Genomic DNA, 21,760 nt, shown 5'->3' on the forward strand with positions numbered 1-21,760 from the left:
GACACAAAAGGGCGGCCGTGAGAAACGGCCGCCCTTTTTCGCGTTATGTGTCACTTCTTGACGAAGGCTTCGTACTCCTTCATCACTTCGTCGGTCGGGCCGTCCGCGCGGATCAGGCCCGACTCGAGCCAGACAGAACGCTCGCAGGTGTCCCGGATCGACTGCTCGCTATGGCTGACCAGGAAGACCGTGCCCGCCTCGGCGCGCAGGTCACGGACCCGCTGCTCGCTGCGCTTGCGGAACTTCGCGTCACCGGTGGCCAGCGCCTCGTCGATCAGCAGCACGTCGTGCTTCTTCGCCGCGGAGATCGCGAAGCGCAGCCGGGCCGCCATGCCGGAGGAGTAGGTCCGCATCGGCAGCGAGCTGAAGTCGCCGCGCTCGTTGATGCCGGAGAAGTCGATGATCTCCTTGACCATGGGCTTCACCTCGGCCGGGGACATGCCCATGGCGAGGCAGCCGAGCACCACGTTGCGCTCGCCCGGGAGGTCGTTCATCAGGGCCGCGTTCACGCCGAGCAGCGAGGGCTGCCCGGAGGCGAAGATCGCGCCCTTCTCCACCGGCAGGAGCCCCGCGATCGCCCGCAGCAGGGTCGACTTGCCGGAGCCGTTCGTACCGATCAGACCGATCGCTTCGCCCTTGTACGCGACAAAGCTGACCCCCTTGATCGCATGCACCTCGCGCAGGATGGTGGGCTTCGCGCCCGTGACGATCCGTTTGAACCCGGCCAGCGGGCTGGAGGCGGAGCCGGACTGCTGCACCCGGTAGGTGATGTGCGCGTCGTCCACGATGACGGTGGGTTCGCGTTCGTCAGCCACGGCCGTAGCCCTTCTCTCCGCGCCAGAAGTAGATGTAACCGCCGATTCCGACGAACAGGGTCCAGCCGATCGCCTCTGCCCAGAGCACCCACGGCGTGGAAGCCAGCGGGACCTCTTCCAGCAGTGCGTGCCGCATGAGGTCGATGAAGACCAGCAGCGGGTTGGCTTCGACGATCTTCAGCGCGATCGGGTGGTCCTGGAGCGCCGACTGGAACTTCGTCACCGGGTAGAGCACCGCGGAGCCGTACAGCCAGAACCGCATGATGAACGGCACCAGCTGCTTGAAGTCGGCGACCTTGGAGCCCAGCCGGGCGGCGGCCATGGCGAGCCCCGCGTTGAAGATCGACTGGAGCAGGAAGATCGGCACGACGAGCAGCCACTCGAGGGTGAGCGGCTCGCCGAAGCCCAGCACGATCGCCATCAGCACGATGATCGAGGCGAACATGTTGCGGACCTCGACCATGGTCAGCGCGAGCGGCAAGGCGGCGCGGGGGAAGTGCAGCGCCCGGATCAGCCCGAGGTTGCCGCTGATCGCCTGGATGCCGGACTGCACGACCGACTGGGTGAAGCCGAAGATGAAGACACCCGTGCACAGGTACGCGACGAAGTTGGGGATGCCGCGCGACGTGTCCAGGATCTTGCCGAAGATCACGTAGTAGACCGCCGCGTTGATCAGCGGCGTCAGCACCTGCCAGAGGGAGCCCAGCCGGGTCTTGCCCAGCGAGGAGGTCACCTTGGCATTGGCGTAGTAGGCGATGAAGTGTCTGTACGCCCAGAGCTTGCCTGTGTATTCGGGCAGCGTGGGTAATCTGCCTGCTACACCGAGGCCGTGCCGACGTGCCAGCTCTCTCAGGGGGAGGCCGGTGTCGGAATCGGCGACCGCCGTCTGTGACATGGGGTGGCGCTCCGATCTGGTCGGTCCGTCCGGGGGCAGGGACCTGGATGACTTTCGCGGCAACACACTAAACAGTGTGCCGCGATGGAACGCCAGCGTATCGACGTCGGCTCGAATTTATCCGAACTGACGTCGAAACGCAACCGTTGCGTCGTCGCGTATAGTTACTTGCGTGGCAGCCACAAAACGCGCACCGGCCGGAGCGGCGGTGCTCCGCGGTGACATCACCGCGGCAATCCGGAACGCTGTGATGAACGAGCTGGCCGAGGTCGGCTACGGCAGGCTCTCCATCGAGGCGGTGGCGCGCCGGGCCGGCGTCGGCAAGACCGCCGTCTATCGCCGGTGGAGCAACAAACTGGAGATGGTCCTCGAGATCGTCTCCGGCGTGGCGGAGCGTAGCGTGCCGATGCCCGACACCGGTAGCTTTGCGACGGATCTTCAGCTGACGATGTTCATCGTGAGCAAGGCCCTGCAGCACCGCATCGCCTCACAGATCATCCCGGACCTGATGGCCGAGGCCGCCCGGAACCCGAAGATCGCCGAGACGCTGCACCGGGCGCTGCGCACCCACCAGACGGCCGTCGGCGAGACGATCGTCGGGCAGGCCGTCGCGCGCGGTGAGCTGCCCGAGGGCACCGACCCCGGGATCGCCGTCGACCTGATGATCGGTCCGCTCTACTGGCACCTGGCGGTCACGCGTACCCCGATCGACGAGGACTACCTCGAAAAGATGGCCAACGCCGTCACCGCGGCCCTCAAAGCGGCACCGGCAGGTCCGCCGGCTCCGTGATGGCGACGACGACGAGCTCGGCGGTCATCGGGCGGGCGAAGTGGAAGCCCTGGGCGCGTTCGTAGCCCAGATCGCCCAGCCGCTCCGCCTGCTCGGGTGTCTCCACGCCCTCGGCGACCGCCTCCAGGCCCATCGCACGGGCCAGCTGCAGCACCGCGCCCGCGATCGCGGCCGACCCGGGACCGGGTGTGAACGAGCGGTCCAGCTTGATCTGGTCGACCGGGCAGTTCGCCAGCAGGCTGAGCGTGGACGCCCCGGTGCCGAAATCATCCAGCGCCAGCCGTACGCCCATCGCCCGCAACGCCCGCAACACGTCGTGCGTGGCCCCGCCGCCCAGCGCGGTCGACTCCGTGATCTCGATCGTCAACCGGCCCGCGTCGAGGCCGCTCTCCCGCAGCGCCCGCGCGACCTGCTCGGCGAAGCCGCGGTTCTGCAGTTGCCGCGCGGACACGTTCACCGACATCGTGCCGGGTGCCCGGTCGCCGAGCTCCGTGATCCACGCAGCCGCCTGCCGGCAAGCCTCGTGCACAACCCATTCACCCAGCGGCACGATCATGCCGGTCAGTTCCGCGCCGGGGATGAACTCCGCGGGGCTTAGCAGGCCACGCTTCGGGTGGACCCAGCGCACGAGCGCCTCCACGCCGGTGAGGCGGCCCTCGGGCAGCGTCACCACGGGCTGATAGTGCAGCAGGAACTCCTGACGCTCCAGCGCCGCCGTCAGCGCCGCGGTGATGCGGTGCCGTTCGGCGCCACGGGCCTCCGAACCGGGCCGGTACCGCTGGTAGCCGCCCTCGCCGCGCTCCTTGGCCTCGTACATGGCGATGTCGGCCTTGCGCAGCAGGTTGCCAGGGTCGTCGCCGGAGCGGCAGTCGACCACGCCGAAGCTCGCGCGCACCGAGAGCAGGTGCCCGTCGATCTCGAACGGCATGGCCAGCGTGTCGGCGATGCGTTCGAGGACCTGGTCGACGTCCGGGCCGCCGAGCCCCTCGAAGAGGATCGCGAACTCGTCGCCACCGAGGCGCGCCACGGTGTCGGTCGGGCGCACCGCCGATCGCATCCGCTCGGAGACCGTGATGAGCAGGTCGTCGCCGACCGCGTGACCCAGGGTGTCGTTCACGGTCTTGAAGTCGTCCAGGTCGACCAGGACGATGCTGAGCCGGTGCTGCGGGCGGAGCCGGCCGACGGCGGCCTCGACCCGGTCACCGAAGAGCGCCCGGTTGGCGAGCCCGGTCAGGATGTCGTGCGAGGCCTCGTAGCTGAGCCGTTCGTGCGCCTCGACGGTCTCGGTGACATCGCGTGAGTTGCTGACGATGCCGCGTACGCCCGGCTCGTCCAGCAGGTTCGCGCTCGTGATCTCCAGGGTGCGGTACGAGCCGTCGGCGTGCTCCAGGCGTACCTGATAGGTCGAGGTCGTTCCTGGCTCGGCAGCGACCGTGCGCACGTGCCGGCCGATGTCGACCCGGTCATCGGGGTGCACCCGCTCCACGATGTTGGTGCCGATCATGGCCTCGGGCGCGCTGCCGAGCACCCGCCGCACGGCCGGGCTGATGTAGGTGATCAGACCGCTGACCTCGGTGATCGTGACGACGTCGCTGGAGTTCTGCACGAGCAGCCGGAACCGCTGCTCCTTCTGGCGCAGTTCCAGCATGTTGGCGTCGAGCCGGTCGACGAGCTGCTCGTTCTCGCGCATCGAGGCGACCTGGCGGGCGATCACGAGCGCGGTGAGCACCACGGCGGCCACTGCCACCGGCAGCACCCCGGCGGCACCCTGCACGAGGATGAAGATCAGCAGGGCGTTGGTGGCTGCCGCCATCCCGTACGCGAGCGGGCTCCACCGACGCTTGCCCGGAGTGGCGGCACGAGGGTTCGCACCCGCTTCGGACTGCCGGCGGGCGGCCAGCAGGAGCAGAAACGAGCCGACGGGCATGATCAGCAGGCTGGCGTCGAGGTACGGCTTCCCGACCAGCAGCGGGGCGACCGCGACACCGGCCGGCCCGGCGACGAACGCCGCGCGCAGCATCCGCAGCGAGCGCCCGTCCAGCGTGGCGGCGGCGGTGACCGCCATCTTCGCGATCGCGGTCAGCGCGACCACCCCGGAGACGGTCAGCAGCAGGCCGGAGCCGAGGGACGCCCGGTTCACGTTCTCGAAGAGGGACTGCGCGGCGAAGTGCCAGAAGAAGATGCCCGAACCGGCGACGAGGATGGCGACGTCGAGCACGGTGGCGATCAGACGCCCGCGCGAGAGTGCACCCCAGGGGAGCCGGAACATCGGCCAGACGATCAGCACGGTGGCGGCGGCGTGCAGCAGGCTGGTGACCATCCCGACCCGCATGGTCATGCTGAGATCGCGGTTGACCGAGTCGGCGACCTGGCTGATCAGGGAGAGGGTCAGCACGACGAACGCGACCGACATCTGCCGCCAGAACCGCCGGGCGGCCGCGGGAACGAGGACGTCGCCCGCTGTCCGCCGGGCAGCGACGGTCGCCACCGCGGTGCAGGCGGGGGCGAGCAGCCACCCGATCAGCGCCGGGCCGACCGCGCCGAGCACGAAGGTCAGCGCGAACCAGGCGGTCGCGGCGGCTGCGAGCGATCCGGAGATCACCAGCAGCCGCCGGTCCCACGCGGTGGTGCGGTCCATGGAGTTCCCTCTCGTGCCGGACAAGCCCGTTGCCCGCACGATCGGTACCGGGGCCGCCCGGCTGAGCTTTGGAACTAAGGCGCAACGTTCAACAGGTCGACCGCACTGTGCTGGCAACTGTGATTGGTGCTCACATAGGGGCCCGCGAAGTGGCTGCCGTACGCGTCGAAGCTGTTCCGGTCGTTCGCGTACGCCGAATCCGCCTGACGTTTCAGGTAGGCGTCGTACGGCCGGCCCACCGCCGCGTTGAGGACGCCGAGGCCGCGTACGAACGCTCCCTTGAAGGAAACGCCGTCACCACTGCACTGATCGGGCTCGTTGGGCTCGCGCAGAATGCCATTGGGATTGAGGTACGAGCTCGAAGTGGCCGCATCCCCGATCCGCCGCGCCACGGTCAGCGCGTTCGTGTCCCCGGTCAGCTTGTTGAGCTGCACCAGCGCGTTGATGAGTACGCCCTGGTTGTAGGTCCACGTCACGTCCCCGTTGTTCCTGCACGTGCTGAGGTTGATGCCGTCGTTGACCAGGTTCGAGCTGTTGACCATCCCGACGCTCTGGAACCACGCCCAGCCCGCCTGTGCCCGCGCGCGATAGGCGGTGTCACCGGCGATGCGCTGCGAGAGGGCGGCGTTGAGCTGGATGTAGAGGCTGTTCGCGATCGCGTTCTTGACCGTGCGATCGGTTTTCCAGTAAATGCCACCCCCACACTTGCTGGTGTCCCAGTACGCGAACATGTGGTCGGCGTCCGCCCTCGCCGTATTCAGGTAACGGCTGTCGCCGGTGCGGTCGTACGCGGCGACCCACGCCAGCCCCCACCACCCGGTGTCGTCGAGGAACTCGTTGCGGAACTGCCCCTGCGCGGCGTTGACCTGCTTGTCGTACGTGGTGGCGATCGCATAGTCGTAGCTGTGCATCCCGCTGATCCGGCTGTTGTCGATGATCGCGGTGAGCGCGTTCGCCCCGGTCCACCACCCGTTGGTGTCGAAGAGACCGGTGGTGCGGTCGAAACGCATCATCAGCGCGGTTGCCGCCGACGTCCTGCGATCCCACGCGTTCCAGTTGCTGCGTGCCCACGCGGTGCAGACGATCTCGGGCCGGTCGCCGGCCTTGCCGCACGCCCGCAGCACCCCGACGCCCCGGTTGGCCCAGTCGTCGACGTTGACCATCGCCGTCCGCCACCCGGTCGACCCGGCCGGAACCGTGGTGTCACCGAGCTTGCTGTCACCGCCCCAGGTGCGGCCGCCGTCGAAGGACCGGTCGAGCCATACCTCGTCCCCGGCCTGCCCGCCCTCGACGGTCGCCCACGTCATGGCGTCCGTGTCGTTGACATGCACCCTGAAGGTGCGCCCGTAGAGACCGACGCTGACCGGAGCGCGGTCGCCGGGGGAGAGGGAGGGGTCCCGGCCGTCGCAGTAACGGTTGCAGACTGTGGCCGCGAGGGCCGCCTCGACCGTCTGCAGCTGCAGCGCGGCGGTCGCGGCGAGCGCGAGCGCGGCGATCCACTTCTTCTGACGCATAACTGTTAATAAAGTCTTTAAATCGTTAAACGTCAATGACAAAATTCCCTCAAGACCAGGTCAAGGGCGCCGAAAGGAAGGGTCCCCTTCCCGTACGCCCCCTCCGGAGCATCATGCGCGTCGACACCACCATCTTCGGCACGGCCTCGCTGCTGACCCTCACCTTCGGGGGCAACGCCGACATCCCGGTCCCGCTTCGCGCTGACGGCCCGCCCGCCGGCCCGCCGGTCGGCTTCGTCGGCTTCTGGCAGAACGCTGACGGCTCGGTCCGCCTCTGCCTGGCCGAGGACTGGTCGTACGAGGGCCGCGTCGAGGGCCGCCGCCGGGCAGCCAAGGGCACCTACAGCCCGTACGACGGCGGCCTCGTGCTCCGCGACGAATCGGGGCTGCGTACCCCTGTGCTGGTGGCGGACGACCGCCTGGAGATGGCCGGCCACCAGCTCCACCGCGCCTAAGGCATCGCCCATCACCGCCGATTTTCACAACGTGCGGCTGTTTCCCAAGCTCCTGCTCCCCCTGCTGACCGTGCCCCTGGCGGTCGGCGGTTGCAGCGCGCTCGGCCTCGGCTCCAAAACGTCCCCCGGCGCATCCGGCACCAGCGCCACCCCCACGCCCGGCGCCCCCTGGTTCACCTTCGCCCCCGGCAGCGCCACCCCGAGCCCGCAACCCACCCGTCCCACAGGCTCCCGCTCCCCGGTCCTGCCCCCGGTCACGTTCCTGCCCGCCGACCCCGCCTGCTCGGTCTCCTGGACGGTCGACCCGGTCCTCATCCCCATGAGGGTCACCCCCGGCGCCGGAAAACTCACGGTCACCTGGCCCCGCCAGTACGACTCCGACTACCGCATCACGGCAGTGAAACAACCCCTCATCTCAGGCGCCCAACCCGCCTACACCTGGCAATACGTCCCCACCCCACCCGGCTGCCTCGCCACCGCCACCATCACCGGCCTCAAAAAGGGCGTCCCCTACATCGTCTGGCTCGACGCCCCCAACACCGGCTACGAACCCGACGGCACCCGCCACCCCTACAGCGGCAAATCCGGCGTCGTCTATCCGCTCTAGGCGGGCGCCGGTCATCAGCTTCTGCTTGCCGGCTCGAAGGCTTCCGTGGGGCTACTGCAATGGCGCCAAGACCGTGAAGCGGGTCGTCCTGGTCTCGCCTGCAATCTCCAGGTGCCAGTCGTAGTGACCGGGCGCCAGCGGCAGGGGCGAGACGTTCAGGGCGAAGGACGCATCGATGGGGTCGCCTGACGGCACCTTGCCGGGGCGGTTGGCCCTGATCGCCCCTTTGGAGTGCACACCGCGGGGGCCATCATGGGTGGCGATCCGGACGGGTTCGCCATCTTGATCTCTCAAGGTCAGGGTCAAGCTGAACCTCTGGTCGGCGCGATCCCACGGCACCTTGGCGAGAACAACGACCGCATGGGTCATCGGCGAAAAGATGCGGGACCAGCCGGCGCCGAGCATGTGCACCTTGCCGCTCGCAGGATCTGCCTGGGCTGCATCACAGAGGATCAGCTGGATCTCAAGGGGTGTTGCCATCAGGCGGCGAAGACGTTCAGCGTATTCGAAGTGTCCTGGTCGGTCTCCTGCGTGGTGCGGGATGCCAGGCCGAAAATCGTAAGCCAGTGGGTTTGCCCGTTAGCGGGCCGACAGGTCTTCCCGCCCTCCTCTGCCTGGTCAAAGGCTGCGAGAAGGTCCTCCACGTTTTCGTCTTCCTCGTAGAAGTCGTCTGCGTCCATGTTGCCCATCATGCCTCCCCTGCATCCGAAGTGGCTTTAGCTGTCGATGAAATACGCGCTTCCGAGTCGGTAGATGTCACCGAGGGGGTCATCAGCGTCGTATAGAACGATGAGTGCGTCCCTTTCCCGTATCTGTGTCTTGATCAGCCAGCGCCAGCCGCGCTCCTCTGAGTAGGAACGTTTGTACGTGAGGCCTGCGATGCAGACCACCGCGTCGCGAACCTCGTCACCGGTGATGCCGTGCCGTTGTTCGATCTTTTTCTTGGTGCGGGCGCTGATCTGGATCCTCGCGACCCAAAGTCCCCCCACGTGTTCCCACGTCCCTCCCGTCTGTGCGTCCGCCCGGTCGGTGCCGATCGATGCAAGCCGGGTATTGGCTTGCATCTACTTTATACACGACTAGCTTGCGAAGGACTAGTTGGCAGGTGAGTCGAGAGCTGTCCGGCGGCTGGAGGTCTTCCAGGAGGAGGAGCGGAAGGCGGGGTCGCTGGGGGCAAGGGAGGACGGCATCGGGGTCAGGGGCGGCAGGGAGGGTGGGGTTGTGGGCGCGGTGGGGGTTGGGCCTGATGACGGGGAGGGGGTGGGGGATGTCAGGGGTGCGGAGAACGAGGGGGAGGGGATGAGGGACGGCGTGGGTGAGAGGGAGGGGGACGGAGTAGGAGAAGAGGTGGAGGGCTGGGTTCGGCGGGTGGTGTTGGGGGCGGATTGGATGGAGGTCGCGATGCTTGAGGCGTTTACCGTGCCGGCTGTGGAGCCTGCGACGCCGGCGGTGAAGTGGTTCCAGACTTCGGTGGCAGTGAGGGCGTAGGTGTTCCAGACGGCGGCGTTGCTGAGGGTGCCGGCGAAGAAGTCGCTGCCGGTGGCAAAGAGGGGCCAGTAGCCGGAGAGGGTGTCGCCGCCGATGCGCCAGTAGCCGGCGAGGTATTGGCTGGTGGTGGAGCCGTTGGTGGCTACCTGGAGGCCGTCGACGTAGAAGCGCATGCCGGCGGCGGACATGGTGGCGGCCGCGTGGTGCCAGGCGCCGTCGTTGTATGTGTTGGGGGAGGTGATGGTGGTGACGCCGAGGTTGAGGAGGCCGTTGGTGACGCCGAAGTTGAGTTTGCCGTCCTTGGTCATGAAGATGTGGCGGTCGTAGTTACCCGACTTGCTGGTGCGCTGGTCGCCGTACCCTATGAGTTTGCCGCCGTTGGTTGTGGTGGTCTTGAACCAGATCTCTTCGGAGTAGGTGGTCGGGCCGGGGTAGGCGACCTGGTTGGTCGTGTAGACGTAGCCGGACGTGCCGTCGAAGGCTGTGGCGTTGTTGCAGACGCCGCCGATGACGTTCTGGGTGTACGTGCCGCTGTAGGTGCCCGTGTTGGTCTTGGTGCCGCTGTCGACCGCCGTCGTGGTGGAGTCGTTGAGTTTCCACCAGCCGTCGGTGGCGGGGCTGATCGCGGCGATCGCCGCGGCGCAGGTGAAGTAGACCGGCATCTTGATGGTGTTGGCGCCGACGTACGGCGCGCTGGTGTTTCCGACGTTGTCCGAGACGGTGTACTGGTACTGGTAGCAGAAGTTCGAGGCCAGCGGGCCGTCGGGGAACGGCGATGTGGCACCGGTGTAGATCGTGGCCCAGGAGCCGTACGTGCCGCAGGTGCCGCCGGGGATCGTCATGGCTGCCGAGCGGCGCTGGAGCAGGCCGCTGGACGCGTTGATGCCCGAGCCGGTCTCCGTTCCTGTCGTGAAGGCGATCGAGGGGGAGTTGCTGGGCGCGTACCCGTTGGCGTAGGTGACCGTGCCGCCTGCCGGGGCGGTGATGTCGCTGGTCAGGGTCATGGCCGCGGAAGCGGTCAGGCCGGCGTTGTTGGTGGCGGTGACCGTGGTGCTCGCGGGGACCGTGGCGGCGCCACCGGTCCACGAGTAGGTGGTGCCGGATCTGCTCCAGGTGCCGCCGAACGTCGGGTAGGTGAAGCCGGTGATCCCGGTTGCCGCGTCGGTCGAGGACGGGGTGACCGTGAACGAGCCGGAGGTCTGCGACGAGCGGTAGTAGAGCGTGGAGCCGGCGGCGTACGTGTTGGTGCCCGAGGCGTACGAGAAGGTCGGTGTGCTGGGGGCGGTGGTGTCGACCTTGACGTCGGGCGGAGTGCCGGCGGGGTAGGTGACCGTGTTGCCCAGCAGGTCGGACACCACGTAGGTGTAGCGGTAGCAGGCCTGGTCGGTGACGGTGTCGGCGTACGTGGTCGCGTTGGTGGTCGTGATCGTGACGGGTGTGTTGTAGGTCCCGCAGCTGTTGTTGGTGAGCGTGGCGGTCGCCCGTTGCAGGGTGGCCGCCGCGGTGTCGAGCCCGACCCCGCTGTCCGTGCCCCGGCTGAGCGCGACGTTGACCGTGGTCGAGGTCGAATATGCGGGGCCCCCGGCCGAGCCGCCGGCGGGTGCGGTCGAGTCGTTGACGAAGCTCAGCGTGGCCGGTGTGGTGTTACCCGCGACGTCCGCGCCGGTCACGGTCTCGGTGGGCGCGCTGGTCGTGCCGCCGGTCCAGGTGAAGGCGTTGGATACGTACGGGCCACCGCTGGGCGTGCTGACCGTCGAGGCGGTGTGGCTGAAACCGGTGCTCGTGCCGGCGAGCGCGGCGGTGCTGCTCGACGCCGGGCCGGAGCCGGCGTCTGTGACAGCGTTCCCGATCGTGAACGAACCGGGGGCCACACCCCGGTAGTAGAGAGTCGTGCCGGTCAGGACGGCGCCGGTGGCCGACGTGACCGTGAGCGTGTTGGCCGGGGCGGTCAGGTCGATCTGGATCGCGCGGGAGCCGACCGTGGACGCGTTACCCGCGATGTCGGTCGCGAAGTAGCGCACGGTCGCGGACGCCGCGACCGTGAACGGGGTGGTGTAGGTGATCGCGGTGCCCGAGACCGTCGGGTCGCTGCCGTCGGTCGTGTACCTGATCGCGGCGACGCTGGTGGTCGCGTCTATCGCGGACAGCGTCACGGTCACCGGGGACGAGGTGTTCCAGCCGTTGCCGTTGACGACCGGTGACTGCAGCGACGACACCACCGGTGGCACGGTGTCGATGGTGATCGTGGTGCTGGCCAGTGAGCCGTTCGCGCCGATCACGCTGACCGTGTGCGGGCCGTCGGTGGCCGACGGGATGCTCAGCGAGCTGATCGGGGCGCCGCCGGTCACGTCCACGACGGTCGGGAAGCCGGTCATCGAGGTCGAGGAATCCAGCCGATAGGTGTACGCCTCATTGGCACCGAACCCGGCGACCGTACCCGTCGTCGTGGCCGGGAAGGGGCCCTTGAACAGGGTTTGCGCGAGCGTCAGCGTGGCCGGGCCGGTGGCGACCGAGGTGCTCAGAGGGCTCTCCGCACCGGCCCAGTTGGCGCCGAGAACCGGGTAGACCGAGTAGCGCCACGAGCCGGTGGGCATGGTGTTCTCGGTGCAGGTCAGCGCGGTGATGGTGCCCGTGCAGCCGGACAGCACGGTCTGTGCGGTGAGGGTTGCGGTGTCGTAGCGCTTCACGACGTACCCGCTGACCGCGACGCCGTTGGAGAGGGTGACCGCCGACCAGGAGACCGTGACCGCCTGGGCCTGCTTCTTGAGCACGGTCGGGGTGGCGCCGGCCGGGAGCGAGGCCGCGGAACTGCCGCCGGTGCTGCCGGGTGTCGCCGGAGCCGTCCAGTACGCCCATGCGACCCCGCCGCCGATGCTCAGGGCACCGGCGATCAACAACAGCAGGATCCAGCGGCGTCTCACGGTCCGGTGCCACTCGTCCCCAGATAGACCCGGAACGTCGCACCCTGGCAGGTGTTCGCCGCGCTCGCCGCCATCGACAACGCGCCGGTCAGGGAGAGGGCGAGCGAGCCGTTCGCCGCGACGGTCCAGCCGTTGCCGCTGTTCGTCTGCGTCGTGTACGTGATCGCGCCGACGCCACAGGCATTGTGCGGGGCGTCGACGGAATACCCGTTGGTGCCCTGCGCGGGATCGAGGTAGATGCGCATCACGCGTACGGCGAAGGTGTTGGGGTTCGCGATCGTCACCGCGACGTCGGCCGAGCTGCCGGGGTAGAGCAGCGCGGTGGGCGTACCGGGAGTGAGGGTCAGTGCAGTGGCAGTGCCGCTCGTCGCAGTCCCGGAGCCGGTGCCCGTGCTGGACCAGTGGCCGTAGGCGGCGCCGGACACGAACAGGGCAAGGAAGAACCCCGTGATCACGGCCCGCTTCACGGCGCGTTACCCCCTTGCTGGACGAACTGAAGCGGCGGCGGTGCGCAGGGAGCGCACCGCCGCCGGGTGGATCAGGACGCGGTGAAGGTCAGGTTGACCGTCGCGTTCTTGCAGCCGTCCTGGTTCGTGAGCGCGTTGACCATGTGGATCTTCGCGCCGGACGGGTTGTAGTCGTGCGGGCCGCCGGTGAGGTCGGCGTTGATGGCATTGGGCTGGGTGATCACGAAGTCGCTCGCGGTACACCCCACGGCGGGGGAGCCGCCGACGGTGATCGGACCGATCCCGATCAAGACGCCGGCGACGTACTGGTTGGTGGTCAGCGTGTTGGTCACCGTGAAATTGATGGCCTGATCCGCGCCTCCGGGCACCATTGCGGCCGGATACGGCGTGAGCTGCGTTACTGTGACGGCGGTACTAGTACCGGTGGAACTGGTTCCGGTGCCGGAGCCTGAGGTGCTCCAGTACGCGAAGGCGGTGCCGGCGACGAACACGCCGGCGACCGTGGGGACCAGCACGAGTGCCGCACGACGACGACTCCTGCGACGCTGCTGGACAGAGCTCTTCGTAGCCATGCACCACTCCATTCCGATTGCCAGATGAACGGCCGTCCCGCCGTCGTTCACCTGCACCTTCGGACGCGCTCATGATCACCTTTGGGAAATCGCAAGTCGTGCAAAAAGTCAGGCGTATCGGTCACGGGATTTACTTGAGCGGATAACGCCCGATACTTGGTTGATGGCGGACTGGATCTCGCGCGACGACCGGTTACCGGTGCCGGTCACCGCGTACGGACCACTGCATCTTCTGGCCCGTCACGTGCACCGTTTGTCCGATACCGGGCAGGCGCACGAGGCGATCACCGCGGCCGATGCCTATCTCGTGATTGCGCGTATCGTCCGCGATGAGAAGAGCGTCCGGTTTCTCATCCAGGGCAAGATGTACGCCCTCCTCGCCCTGGGACGCGTGAACGAGGCCTACCCGTTGGCGATAGCCCTGCTGCACTCCCAGCGCGCCGCCGGTTCGGTGCTCGGCGAGGCGAAGGCGCTCTGCGATCTGGCCCGGATCCACCTGCTCGGTGGTCACTACGTCGACTGCATGCGCAACCTGGCCCGGGCCGGGGTGCTGCTGGGTACCGCGCCCGCCGAGACCGACCGGCACCGCTCGGCGCTGTGCTCCTTCGCGACCGCAGCCACCGCCGCCGAGCTCTACGAGGCAGCTGCCGGAGCGTACGAGCAACTGCGGCACAGCACCTCCTCGTTCGACCTGGTGCACGCGGTGACGCTGCTCTACTGGGGGCTGCGGCTCGCCCACGTCGGCCGCTCCGAGGAGGCCCGTTCCCGGCTGCGCCGCAGCGCCGAGATCACCCGCGCCTGGCTGGAGACCGATCCGGACCCGACGATCACCGCGATGCACGCGCTGGCCCTGGCGAAGCTGGGTGAGACCACGGTCGCGGAGAAGCTCGCCCGCTCGGTGATCATGGAGTTGCGCGCCGGCGGTAGTCATCAGTACGCCCGGATGGCCCACCTCGCCCTCGGCATCAGCCTGCGCGCGCACGGCTTCCCGCAGGAGGCGCGCCGCGAGTTCATCGCGGCCCGCGACCTCACCGAGGAGGGCTCACGCCCCGACGAGCGCCCGATCATCCGGTTCGAGCTGGCGCTGACCGCTCTCGACCTCGACAGCGGCCAGGCCAGCCGCGACCTCTTCGAGACGGTCGAGGGGCAGGTGCGCGAGTTGTGGCGGTTGCGCCTGCAGCGACTGGCGATGCTGCGCCAGGCCCGCCAGCGGGAGGAGACCGAGGCGGCCCGGGCCCGCGCGGAACGCGAGATCCTCCGCGACCCGCTGACCGGTCTCGGCAACCGGCGCCGCTTCGACCTGCTGATCGGGGCGGTGTCGCCGGCCCGGGAAGCGCCGCTCACGCTGTTGCTGATCGACCTGGACCACTTCAAGGCGGTCAACGACATCCACTCGCACAGCGTGGGTGACCTGGCCCTGCGCGAGGTCGCGGCGATCCTGCGGGCGCACTGCCGCCAGGGTGACGAGGCGGTCCGGTATGCCGGCGACGAGTTCGTGATCTTCCTGGGCGGGGACGCCGAAGCGGGCTCGGAGGTCGGCGAGCGGATCCGGATGGCGGTCGCTGAGGCCGACATCCTCACGGATCTCCACATGACGGTCAGCGTGGGCGTCGCGACCTGGAGTTCGGGCATGACCGGCGAGCAGCTCTTCCAGGCGGCGGACAGCCGGCTCTACGCCGCCAAGTGGTCGGGACGGAACACCACCGCGGCCTGAGTGGCGCCCTTCGCGGCACACAGCGTATCGATGTCTTTGCGTATTGTGATGGAATGGCGGACGCGTGGGGCCGGCGACGGGCTGTCACGGTGACCCTGGTTATCGAGCTGCTGCTCGCCGGGGCGGTTTTCGGTGCCGCCCGGGTGTCGTCACCGCGACTCGGGCCGGACTATGTCGAATTCTCGGCGGCGAGCGGCGCCGCTGTCGCTGCGGCGCCCGTCGAGGCGTCGTTCACCTGGGACTGCGGCCGTAACGAGATCGGTCACCTCAGCACGGCGAACGTCGTAGTCACGCCGGGAAAACCAGGGTCGCCGCATCACGTGCACGACTACCTCGGGAACCGGTCCGTCGATGTCGGGTCAACCGTCGACAGCCTGGCCGGAGCGGCTACGACCTGCACGAACGGGGACGAGTCCAGCTACTACTGGCCGGTGCTGCGCACGGTCCGGGACGGCGAGAGTGATCATGGCGGCACGATCCAGGTCGCTGCCTCGGTGACGCTGACCTACTACGCCAACCCGCGGGGGCCGGTGCTGCCGATGCCGCGGTTCCTGCGGGGTGCGGTCGGGGATGCGTACGCCGTGACGAACGGCGGTGCCCTCGCCGCGCCGGTCTGGAGCTGTGAGGGTGCCGGGTCGCGGCGCACGCTGAGCTATCCGATCTGTGCCCCGGGCCGGCGCGTGCTGCGGGTCTTCGACTTCCCGAGCTGCTGGGACGGGCGGCGCATCGACAGCACCGGTCACCGCCGGCACCTGGTGTTTCCTCAGCCCGGTGGCGGTTGTCCGCTCGGAACCTTCGCGGTGCCCCGGCTCGAGATCGTCGCGGCCTACGACATGCCGCGGGGCACCCGGTACCGGATCGACTCGTTCGACGATCAGCGGCACAGCCCTCGCACCGATCACGCCTTCTTCGTCAATCTGATGCCGGATGCCCTGATGCAGCACATCGCGGACTGCCTGAACTCAGTTGCCGGCGGCAAGGAGTGTGCTGCCTGAACTCAGTTGCCGGCGGGCGGGAGTGCTGACGTCTTGCCGCCGGTGGGGGACACCGCGAACCAGGTGTCCTTGACGCCCTGGCCCTTGATGTCGCCGGGCTCGGTGTCCTTGCTGAAGTAGTAGACCGGCCAGCCGTTGATCGTGACCTGGCAGTGGCCGTCGGCGCGCTCGACGTACCCGAGGATCTTGGGGTCGATGCCCTTGGGGAAGATCTTGCCGGGCGACTTGATCAGCAGCGGCGGCCAGGTCTTCGCGCAGTCGCCGTTGCAGGTCGCCTTTGGCGGCTTGTTGGAGTCGTTGTCGAAGCGGTAGAGCGTGCGGCCGGCGCCGTCGGCGACATAGGTGCCGATGTCGTCGTTCTCGGTCGCGTTGAGCTCGACCGTCTTGCTGCCCGACGTGATGCTCTTCGGCGGGGTGACCTCCTTGGCCGACGGCCCGTTGTAGATCTTGACCCACTTCTGGGTCTTGGCGACCGTCGGCTCGGGGACCGGCGTGGGCGCCTCGGGCGTCTCCACCGCGGCGAGCTCACCGGTCGGGGGTTCGGTCACCGGCGCGGGAGGCACGTCGATCGACGCGAGGGGCGCCGGCGTCTCGCTGGCCGCGACGGCCTGCGCGGCGGGCACCAGCGGGGTCGACGGGTTGGTGCCGGGGGCGGCGCAGGCGGCCAGGCTGAAGAGGCCGGCCGCCGCGAGGGCGACGGGTGCGATGGCGGTGCGCTTCATGGTTCCCCCTGCGGTTGAGATGACCACCTCCACACGGGTCAGGGGTGAGAATCGGTTCAGCCGAAATTTCTCTGAACCGTTCTGCGACCCCCGTACGTGTGCTGGGAGTCAGACCGACGCAACGGGGGTCGAGGGTGGCCGGGCACGCTCCGTCCGGCCAGCCTCGGCAGGTAGACCGCCACCGCCGTACCGGGGGGAGAACATGCCGGGGTTCAAGCTCCAACGTCGCCGGGAGGTGGCCGATGAGGCACTGGTCAGATCGTTGTTCCAGGAACACGGACGGGCCATGCTCGCCTATGCCACCCAGTTGACCAGGGACCGGGCCGCTGCCGAGGACGTCGTCCAGGAGGCTCTGGTCCGCGCCTGGCGGCATCCGGACAGCCTGGTCAACGGCAAGGGCTCGGTGCGTGGCTGGCTGCTGACCGTGGTCCGCAACATCGTCACCGACCAGATTCGGGCCCGCAACGCGCGAGCCACCGAGGTGCGGGAGAGCCCGGCCGACGTGGCCTCCGACGAGGATCACGCCGAACAGGTCGTGAACGCCATGGTGGTGGTCGACGCACTCAGCCGGCTCTCCGCCGAGCATCGTGAGGTCCTGGAACAGCTCTATCTGCAGGGCAGCACGGTCACCGAGGCCGCCAAGGTCCTGGGCATTCCGCCTGGAACAGTGAAATCACGTTCCTTCTACGCTCTTCGGGCCCTGCGTGAAGTGAAGACGCTGCGCCCCGCCGGAACAGAACGGTCTGCATCATGAACGAGACGCACGTGGACCTCGCCGGCTACCTGACCCAGTCACTGGACGCCGAGCAGAACCGAGCGGCCGAGGAGCACATCGCCGGCTGTGACGAGTGCCGCGCCGAGGTGGAATCCCTGCAGGAGTGGACCATGGCCCTCGAAGCCGTCCCCGAGGCGATGCTGCTCGACGGCCCTCCCGACGACGCCGACCTGTTGCTGCAGCGCACGCTGCGGCAGATCCGCACGGAGGCCGGCGGTCAGCGCCGGCGACGCTCGACGCTCGTGGGTGTCGCCGCGGCGGTGCTCGTGGCGGCTGCCGTCGCCGGTGGCATCGCGATCGGGGGCGCCACAACCTCCAACGAGCCCGGGACGACCGCGTTGCCGCCTGTGACGCAGTCGCAGCCGACAACCGCGCCGGGCACGAAGACCGCCACGGCAGTCGACCCCACGACCGGCGCGCGGATCACCGTCGCGGTCACCCCCGCCCCGGGATGGGTGCGGATCAAGGCCGCCGTCGCGGGCATCCCCAAGGGCGAACGCTGCCTGCTGGAGGTCCTCGACAAGAGTGGGAAGGTGACGCTCGCCGGCAGCTGGCTCGTCTCCGAGACGGGCGCCGCGGAGGGCACCACACTGGACGGCAGCGCGCTCGTGCCGCCGGACCAGGTCGCCTCGGTCCGGGTCATCACCGAGAGCGGCAAGCAATACACCAGCGTCAACGTCTGATCCAGCAGCAAGCGAGGGCGGCCCCAGCCGGGGCCGCCTCGAGCTGGGTGAGGACTTCGACACCTGTCGGGTACGCGTGAACGCCCGCCTGCCGACGTGCTGGACCCGGTCCCGTCCTACCGAACTCACTTCCAGGGAGCGTGGATGACCTTGTCGACCGCGATCTTGAAAACCACCCGAACCTGGTCGCGCCCGCCGAACCACGGATAGGGCCCCCCGAGATACTTCTGAGCCAACTCCTCGATCAGCTCAACCCCACCCTTCTCGGTGACCTCCACAACCCGCCCTTTCACCGAGAAATAATCGGACGCATCGGCAGGATCGGTAACAATCACCGACACCCGGGGATCCCGCTCAACATTGCTGACCTTCCGGAACCCGGCCACCGTATTGATCAGGATGTGCTCCCCATCGGTTCCGACCCACGTCTCGGTCAACTGCGGCGACCCGTCCGGATCAACCGTCGCGATGAAACACGGGCTCGCCTTGCCGAGCAACTCAAGCAGGCCCACAGGAATACTCGTCATCCCGCAAACCTAGATCGCTTCTACAGTTTCGGCCCGTATGCGGCTCGCAGAACTTCTCTGACCAACTCGCTCGGCCGCCGCCCGGTGTCGCGAGCCACGCGCTGAAGAACCTCGTAGATCTCACCGCTTGTTGTATTGCGGTCGCATCTCCACGGCACTTCGAGGGATGTGCCGTCCTGGTCGGCGCCGGGAAACCAGAGTGGATCGAACGGCCGGTCCGGCGGCTCTGCCGAGAGAAGGAAGGGGTTCTGGCAGCTCAGAACGGGTGGCGGCTTCGGGCCGGCCGGATGGGCGGGCGGTGGTTGAGCCGTTCGTGATTGATCTGAGTGATCCGGCTACCTACCGCAACGACTGGGGTGGGCCGCACCTGATCGGGGTGCTCGCCGTGCACGCCCTGCCGGGGATTCTCGCGCTGGCCGCCATGGTGTGGCGGGTCAGGAGGGTGAGGCGGCGGGCGACAGCGTCCAGCGATTCGCCGGTGGTGTCGCCCGCGGCCCGGGGGAAGTAGGTCAGATCGTGGGGAGGCCGGCGGCCTGCCAGGCGGCGAAACCGCCGGCGAGGTCGGTGGCGCGCAGGAGGCCGAGGTCCTGGAGGGCGGCTGCGGCGAGGCTGCTCGTGTAGCCCTCCTGGCAGGTCACGATGACGTCCAGGTCGTAGTGGGTGAACGAGAGCCGGGCGTCGCTGCGGGGGTCGAGGCGCCATTCGAGGACGTTGCGTTCGATGATGAGGGCGCCGGGGATCTCGCCGTGCTCCGCTCGCTGGGCGGCGGGGCGGATGTCGACCAGGATGGCGCCGCGGGTCATGCGGTCGTGGGTTTCCTGGGGGCCGATGCGGGCGAGGCGGGTGCGGGCGGCGTCGAGGAGTTCGTTGATGCCCTGGGAGCCGGCCGGGGCGGTCAAGGTGGGGGCGCTCACCACTGGGCTCCGGCGCGCTCGACCGTGACGACGTCGAGGCCGGCGGCGCCGATGCGGTAACGGGTCATGGTGGTCAGGGCGGGGCCGTAGGCGTGGATGCTGATCGCGGGCTGGTTGGAGCGGTTGGTGATGCGGTGGATGTGCCGGGTGCCGAAGCGGCGGCCGGCGCCCTCTCCGAGCTCGCGGGCGGTGACGCGGGGAGCGTGGCCGGGGGAGACCGCGACCGTCTCCTCGATCAGGGAGCCGGAGAAGACATGGAACGCGCCGGCGGAGCCGCCGTGGTCGTGCAGGTCGGTGCCCTGCCCGGGCAGCCAGGTCAGCAACCACACCTCGTGATCGATCTCCTCGGCGAGCCGGTGGTACCAGCGTTCGGCCGCGTCGAATTGTGGCTTGACGAGCCAGGACGCCTGGTCGGCAGCGTGCTGCCGGGCGACGGCGAGGTGATCGAGGCGGATGTCAACGGCGGTCATGGGATGTCCTCTCATACATTGCCTATCAACTCTATAGGTTTAACGTCAGACGTGGGCGTGGATGACGCGACGCGCGTGTGACGAACCCGAGGATGCCGGCGGACGAGGCCGGGGTGGAACAGAGGGGTGCTGGTCAGCGCGGACAGCGCGCGCTGGCGCACCGCGCCAGGTCGATCACCAGGCGGGCGGTGAGAGGTATTCCCTGCCGCTGCATGAGGCCCATCATGGCGCCTAAGGGTGCCCTTGGACAAACAAGTTCCAAAATATGGGAGAAACCCGGTTCCGGCGATATGGGCACTCCTTATCGATAGGAATCGCTATTTAGTGGCCTTCGCCGGCCTCGGATACGGCGCACCACCCGAAAGAACCTCGCGGCCGTTTGCTTCTTTCAGAGACGATCACCGAATTATGTCTTAGAGCAACTGCATCAATACGCACCGTCGACCATATTGGGCAATCGCTCACCGTATCGGCCGGGGCGCTCCACCGTTCAGGTTGATTGGCTCTGCGAGCGCAGCCAAGCGCATCCAGAGCGTTATATGGTCGGCGACGCCTGCTGGAGGCCACCCCGGTACTCGCCTCCGACAACCCCGATCGACGCCCCCTGATCAACGAGGACGGACACGTGTCGAAATCACGCCGCGGATTACTTGCCGCCGGCCTGGCCACCGCCGTTGTCGGCGCCACCGGGGTCGTATGGACCCTGAATGCGAGTGCCGCAGAAACGCCAGCACCGTCCACTGTCGCCGAATCGGCTTCCGCCGATGCGGTGGCACCGGTCAACGAGGCTACGGCCGTACCGCCGAAACTGCTTCCCTGGGGAGACCGGCCCACCGAACTGACGCAGGCCGAGGCCGGCGCGGACAGCGAGGAGGTGGCGGACGCGGGGGCAGACGCCGCGCCCGCTGACACCAGCGGGTCGCTGCTGCCGGAGGCTGAATACGCGCCCAAGGGCCGCATCTCCGAGGACAGCACCCTGCGCAAGGGCTACACCTCGGTGGTGCCGCCGGCCCCGCCGGCCGCGGGCAAAGCAACGGCCAAGGCCAAGGCCGGGGCCGTCTACTACCTCTACGCGCAGGGGCAGCAGGAGGGCGACACCGACGGGACCTGGGCCAACCTCAGCATCGCCAAGCCTGAGCTCAAGCAGGGCGATTACCACACCCTGACCGAGATCGCGGTCCAGACCACGAACGGCGACCACGTCGTCGAGCTGGGCTGGAACGTCGACCGCACGGTCAACGGTGACAGCGACCCGCACCTGTTCGTCTTCTACTGGAAAGACGGCGTGGCCACGTGCTACAACGCGTGCGGCTGGACGCAGTACAGCTCATCGATGAAGCCGGGCGACACGCTGCCCGCCGGCGTGGCCAAGCGGATGGGCATCCAGCACTCGGACGGTAACTGGTGGGTCGCGTACGACTCCGAGTGGATCGGCTACTTCCCCGACTCGCTCTGGGAGGGCCGCTTCACCCGCGGCGAGTACACCCAGTGGTTCGGCGAGGTCGCGGCGAACAACCAGAACCCGTGCACCCAGATGGGCAACGGACTCGGTCCCACGTCGGGCACCGCCGCCCGGGTGGGCAGCATCTCGATGACCAACGGCCCGGAGCCGAAGCCGGCGCTCACGAACACGACCTACCGCTACAACTTCAAGTGGCTGAGTGATCGCACGTTCCGCTTCGGTGGGCCGGTCGACGACCCCGAGACCGACAGCGACAACTGCTGAGGCTGCGCGATCGGCGAGACGCCCGGTTCCCTTCCGAGGGGGCCGGGCGTTTTTCCTGCGTGGAGATCGAAC

Annotated in this window: 23 protein-coding genes; 9 read left to right on the forward strand and 14 right to left on the reverse strand. The window is 68.3% G+C overall.

All coding sequences use genetic code 11. The features are described from left to right. Nucleotides 1–50 precede the first annotated feature (50 nt). A complete protein-coding gene (locus Aco04nite_RS43210) occupies nucleotides 51–815 on the reverse strand; it encodes an ABC transporter ATP-binding protein (RefSeq protein WP_203836949.1) in 765 nt (254 codons plus the stop codon). Then, nucleotides 808–1,710, reverse strand: coding sequence for an ABC transporter permease (locus Aco04nite_RS43215; RefSeq protein ID WP_213002989.1), 903 nt, complete (start codon nucleotides 1,708–1,710; stop codon nucleotides 808–810). The genes Aco04nite_RS43210 and Aco04nite_RS43215 overlap by 8 nt, the downstream gene beginning before the upstream one ends. 172 nt (nucleotides 1,711–1,882) lie before the next feature. Here Aco04nite_RS43215 and Aco04nite_RS43220 point away from each other — a divergent pair, with 172 nt between their 5' ends. Beyond that, nucleotides 1,883–2,500, forward strand: a complete 618-nt coding sequence (locus tag Aco04nite_RS43220; RefSeq protein WP_244876715.1) for a TetR/AcrR family transcriptional regulator — start codon at nucleotides 1,883–1,885, stop codon at nucleotides 2,498–2,500. Here Aco04nite_RS43220 and Aco04nite_RS43225 read toward each other — a convergent pair. Both Aco04nite_RS43225 and Aco04nite_RS43230 read right to left on the reverse strand, forming a co-directional pair. After that, nucleotides 2,466–5,138 carry an EAL domain-containing protein gene (locus Aco04nite_RS43225; protein ID WP_213002990.1) on the reverse strand — a complete coding sequence of 891 codons (2,673 nt, stop codon included), beginning with the start codon at nucleotides 5,136–5,138 and terminating at the stop codon, nucleotides 2,466–2,468. The genes Aco04nite_RS43220 and Aco04nite_RS43225 overlap by 35 nt on opposite strands. A 74-nt stretch (nucleotides 5,139–5,212) precedes the next feature. Beyond that, complete coding sequence (locus Aco04nite_RS43230) at nucleotides 5,213–6,652, reverse strand: glycoside hydrolase family 76 protein (protein ID WP_213002991.1); 1,440 nt, start codon at nucleotides 6,650–6,652, stop codon at nucleotides 5,213–5,215. Nucleotides 6,653–6,765: 113 nt separating this feature from the next. Between Aco04nite_RS43230 and Aco04nite_RS43235 the strand changes: the two genes are divergently transcribed. Next, nucleotides 6,766–7,107, forward strand: a complete 342-nt coding sequence (locus Aco04nite_RS43235) for a hypothetical protein (RefSeq protein ID WP_213002992.1) — start codon at nucleotides 6,766–6,768, stop codon at nucleotides 7,105–7,107. Between the two features lie 31 nt (nucleotides 7,108–7,138). Further along, nucleotides 7,139–7,714, forward strand: a complete 576-nt coding sequence (locus Aco04nite_RS43240) for a hypothetical protein (RefSeq protein ID WP_213002993.1) — start codon at nucleotides 7,139–7,141, stop codon at nucleotides 7,712–7,714. 51 nt (nucleotides 7,715–7,765) lie between these two features. Here Aco04nite_RS43240 and Aco04nite_RS43245 read toward each other — a convergent pair whose 3' ends face one another. From Aco04nite_RS43245 to Aco04nite_RS43270, 6 genes are all read right to left on the reverse strand, one after another. Beyond that, complete coding sequence (locus Aco04nite_RS43245; protein WP_213002994.1) at nucleotides 7,766–8,194, reverse strand: DUF6941 family protein; 429 nt, start codon at nucleotides 8,192–8,194, stop codon at nucleotides 7,766–7,768. Beyond that, nucleotides 8,194–8,394, reverse strand: coding sequence for a hypothetical protein (locus Aco04nite_RS43250; protein ID WP_213002995.1), 201 nt, complete (start codon nucleotides 8,392–8,394; stop codon nucleotides 8,194–8,196). The genes Aco04nite_RS43245 and Aco04nite_RS43250 overlap by 1 nt, the downstream gene beginning before the upstream one ends. A 36-nt stretch (nucleotides 8,395–8,430) precedes the next feature. Then, the gene (locus Aco04nite_RS43255; protein WP_244876716.1) at nucleotides 8,431–8,778 is read right to left on the reverse strand and encodes a hypothetical protein; all 348 of its coding nucleotides are present in this window, start codon (nucleotides 8,776–8,778) and stop codon (nucleotides 8,431–8,433) included. A gap of 30 nt (nucleotides 8,779–8,808) precedes the next feature. After that, nucleotides 8,809–12,123, reverse strand: coding sequence for a LamG-like jellyroll fold domain-containing protein (locus Aco04nite_RS43260; protein ID WP_213002996.1), 3,315 nt, complete (start codon nucleotides 12,121–12,123; stop codon nucleotides 8,809–8,811). After that, the gene (locus Aco04nite_RS43265) at nucleotides 12,120–12,590 is read right to left on the reverse strand and encodes a hypothetical protein (RefSeq protein WP_213002997.1); all 471 of its coding nucleotides are present in this window, start codon (nucleotides 12,588–12,590) and stop codon (nucleotides 12,120–12,122) included. Before Aco04nite_RS43265 ends, Aco04nite_RS43260 begins: the two co-directional genes overlap by 4 nt. 71 nt (nucleotides 12,591–12,661) lie before the next feature. Beyond that, complete coding sequence (locus Aco04nite_RS43270) at nucleotides 12,662–13,162, reverse strand: hypothetical protein (protein ID WP_213002998.1); 501 nt, start codon at nucleotides 13,160–13,162, stop codon at nucleotides 12,662–12,664. 163 nt (nucleotides 13,163–13,325) lie between these two features. Between Aco04nite_RS43270 and Aco04nite_RS43275 the strand changes: the two genes are divergently transcribed. Both Aco04nite_RS43275 and Aco04nite_RS43280 read left to right on the forward strand, forming a co-directional pair. Next, entirely contained in the window at nucleotides 13,326–14,876 is a 1,551-nt protein-coding gene (locus Aco04nite_RS43275; RefSeq protein ID WP_244876717.1) for a GGDEF domain-containing protein, read from the forward strand. A 53-nt stretch (nucleotides 14,877–14,929) separates the two neighbouring features. Beyond that, on the forward strand, nucleotides 14,930–15,871 hold the full coding sequence (locus Aco04nite_RS43280; RefSeq protein WP_213002999.1) for a DUF1996 domain-containing protein: 942 nt from the start codon (nucleotides 14,930–14,932) through the stop codon (nucleotides 15,869–15,871). A 2-nt stretch (nucleotides 15,872–15,873) separates the two neighbouring features. On the opposite strand, the gene Aco04nite_RS43285 is transcribed toward Aco04nite_RS43280, so the two are convergent. Then, nucleotides 15,874–16,593 (reverse strand): COG4315 family predicted lipoprotein, encoded by a 720-nt coding sequence (locus Aco04nite_RS43285; RefSeq protein WP_213003000.1) that lies wholly within the window; start codon nucleotides 16,591–16,593, stop codon nucleotides 15,874–15,876. 202 nt (nucleotides 16,594–16,795) lie between these two features. On the opposite strand from Aco04nite_RS43285, the gene Aco04nite_RS43290 reads away from it, so the two are divergent. Continuing rightward, nucleotides 16,796–17,347, forward strand: a complete 552-nt coding sequence (locus tag Aco04nite_RS43290) for a sigma-70 family RNA polymerase sigma factor (RefSeq protein ID WP_308161727.1) — start codon at nucleotides 16,796–16,798, stop codon at nucleotides 17,345–17,347. After that, on the forward strand, nucleotides 17,344–18,051 hold the full coding sequence (locus Aco04nite_RS43295) for an anti-sigma factor family protein (RefSeq protein ID WP_244876718.1): 708 nt from the start codon (nucleotides 17,344–17,346) through the stop codon (nucleotides 18,049–18,051). The genes Aco04nite_RS43290 and Aco04nite_RS43295 overlap by 4 nt, the downstream gene beginning before the upstream one ends. 125 nt (nucleotides 18,052–18,176) lie before the next feature. Here the strand turns inward: Aco04nite_RS43295 and Aco04nite_RS43300 are convergent, their stop codons facing one another. Further along, nucleotides 18,177–18,578: a PPOX class F420-dependent oxidoreductase gene (locus Aco04nite_RS43300; RefSeq protein ID WP_213003001.1), complete on the reverse strand. Its 402-nt coding sequence runs from the start codon at nucleotides 18,576–18,578 to the stop codon at nucleotides 18,177–18,179. Nucleotides 18,579–18,891: 313 nt separating this feature from the next. Here Aco04nite_RS43300 and Aco04nite_RS43305 point away from each other — a divergent pair, with 313 nt between their 5' ends. Next, on the forward strand, nucleotides 18,892–19,086 hold the full coding sequence (locus Aco04nite_RS43305; protein ID WP_213003002.1) for a hypothetical protein: 195 nt from the start codon (nucleotides 18,892–18,894) through the stop codon (nucleotides 19,084–19,086). A gap of 1 nt (nucleotide 19,087) precedes the next feature. On the opposite strand, the gene Aco04nite_RS43310 is transcribed toward Aco04nite_RS43305, so the two are convergent. Then, entirely contained in the window at nucleotides 19,088–19,495 is a 408-nt protein-coding gene (locus tag Aco04nite_RS43310; RefSeq protein WP_438874996.1) for a rhodanese-like domain-containing protein, read from the reverse strand. Then, entirely contained in the window at nucleotides 19,489–19,962 is a 474-nt protein-coding gene (locus Aco04nite_RS43315) for a cysteine dioxygenase (RefSeq protein WP_213003004.1), read from the reverse strand. The genes Aco04nite_RS43310 and Aco04nite_RS43315 overlap by 7 nt, the downstream gene beginning before the upstream one ends. A 625-nt stretch (nucleotides 19,963–20,587) precedes the next feature. On the opposite strand from Aco04nite_RS43315, the gene Aco04nite_RS43320 reads away from it, so the two are divergent. Then, nucleotides 20,588–21,688 carry a neprosin family prolyl endopeptidase gene (locus Aco04nite_RS43320; RefSeq protein WP_244876719.1) on the forward strand — a complete coding sequence of 367 codons (1,101 nt, stop codon included), beginning with the start codon at nucleotides 20,588–20,590 and terminating at the stop codon, nucleotides 21,686–21,688. Nucleotides 21,689–21,760: the final 72 nt, after the last annotated feature.

This window comes from Winogradskya consettensis (assembly GCF_018332715.1).
Lineage (GTDB): Bacteria > Actinomycetota > Actinomycetes > Mycobacteriales > Micromonosporaceae > Actinoplanes > Actinoplanes consettensis.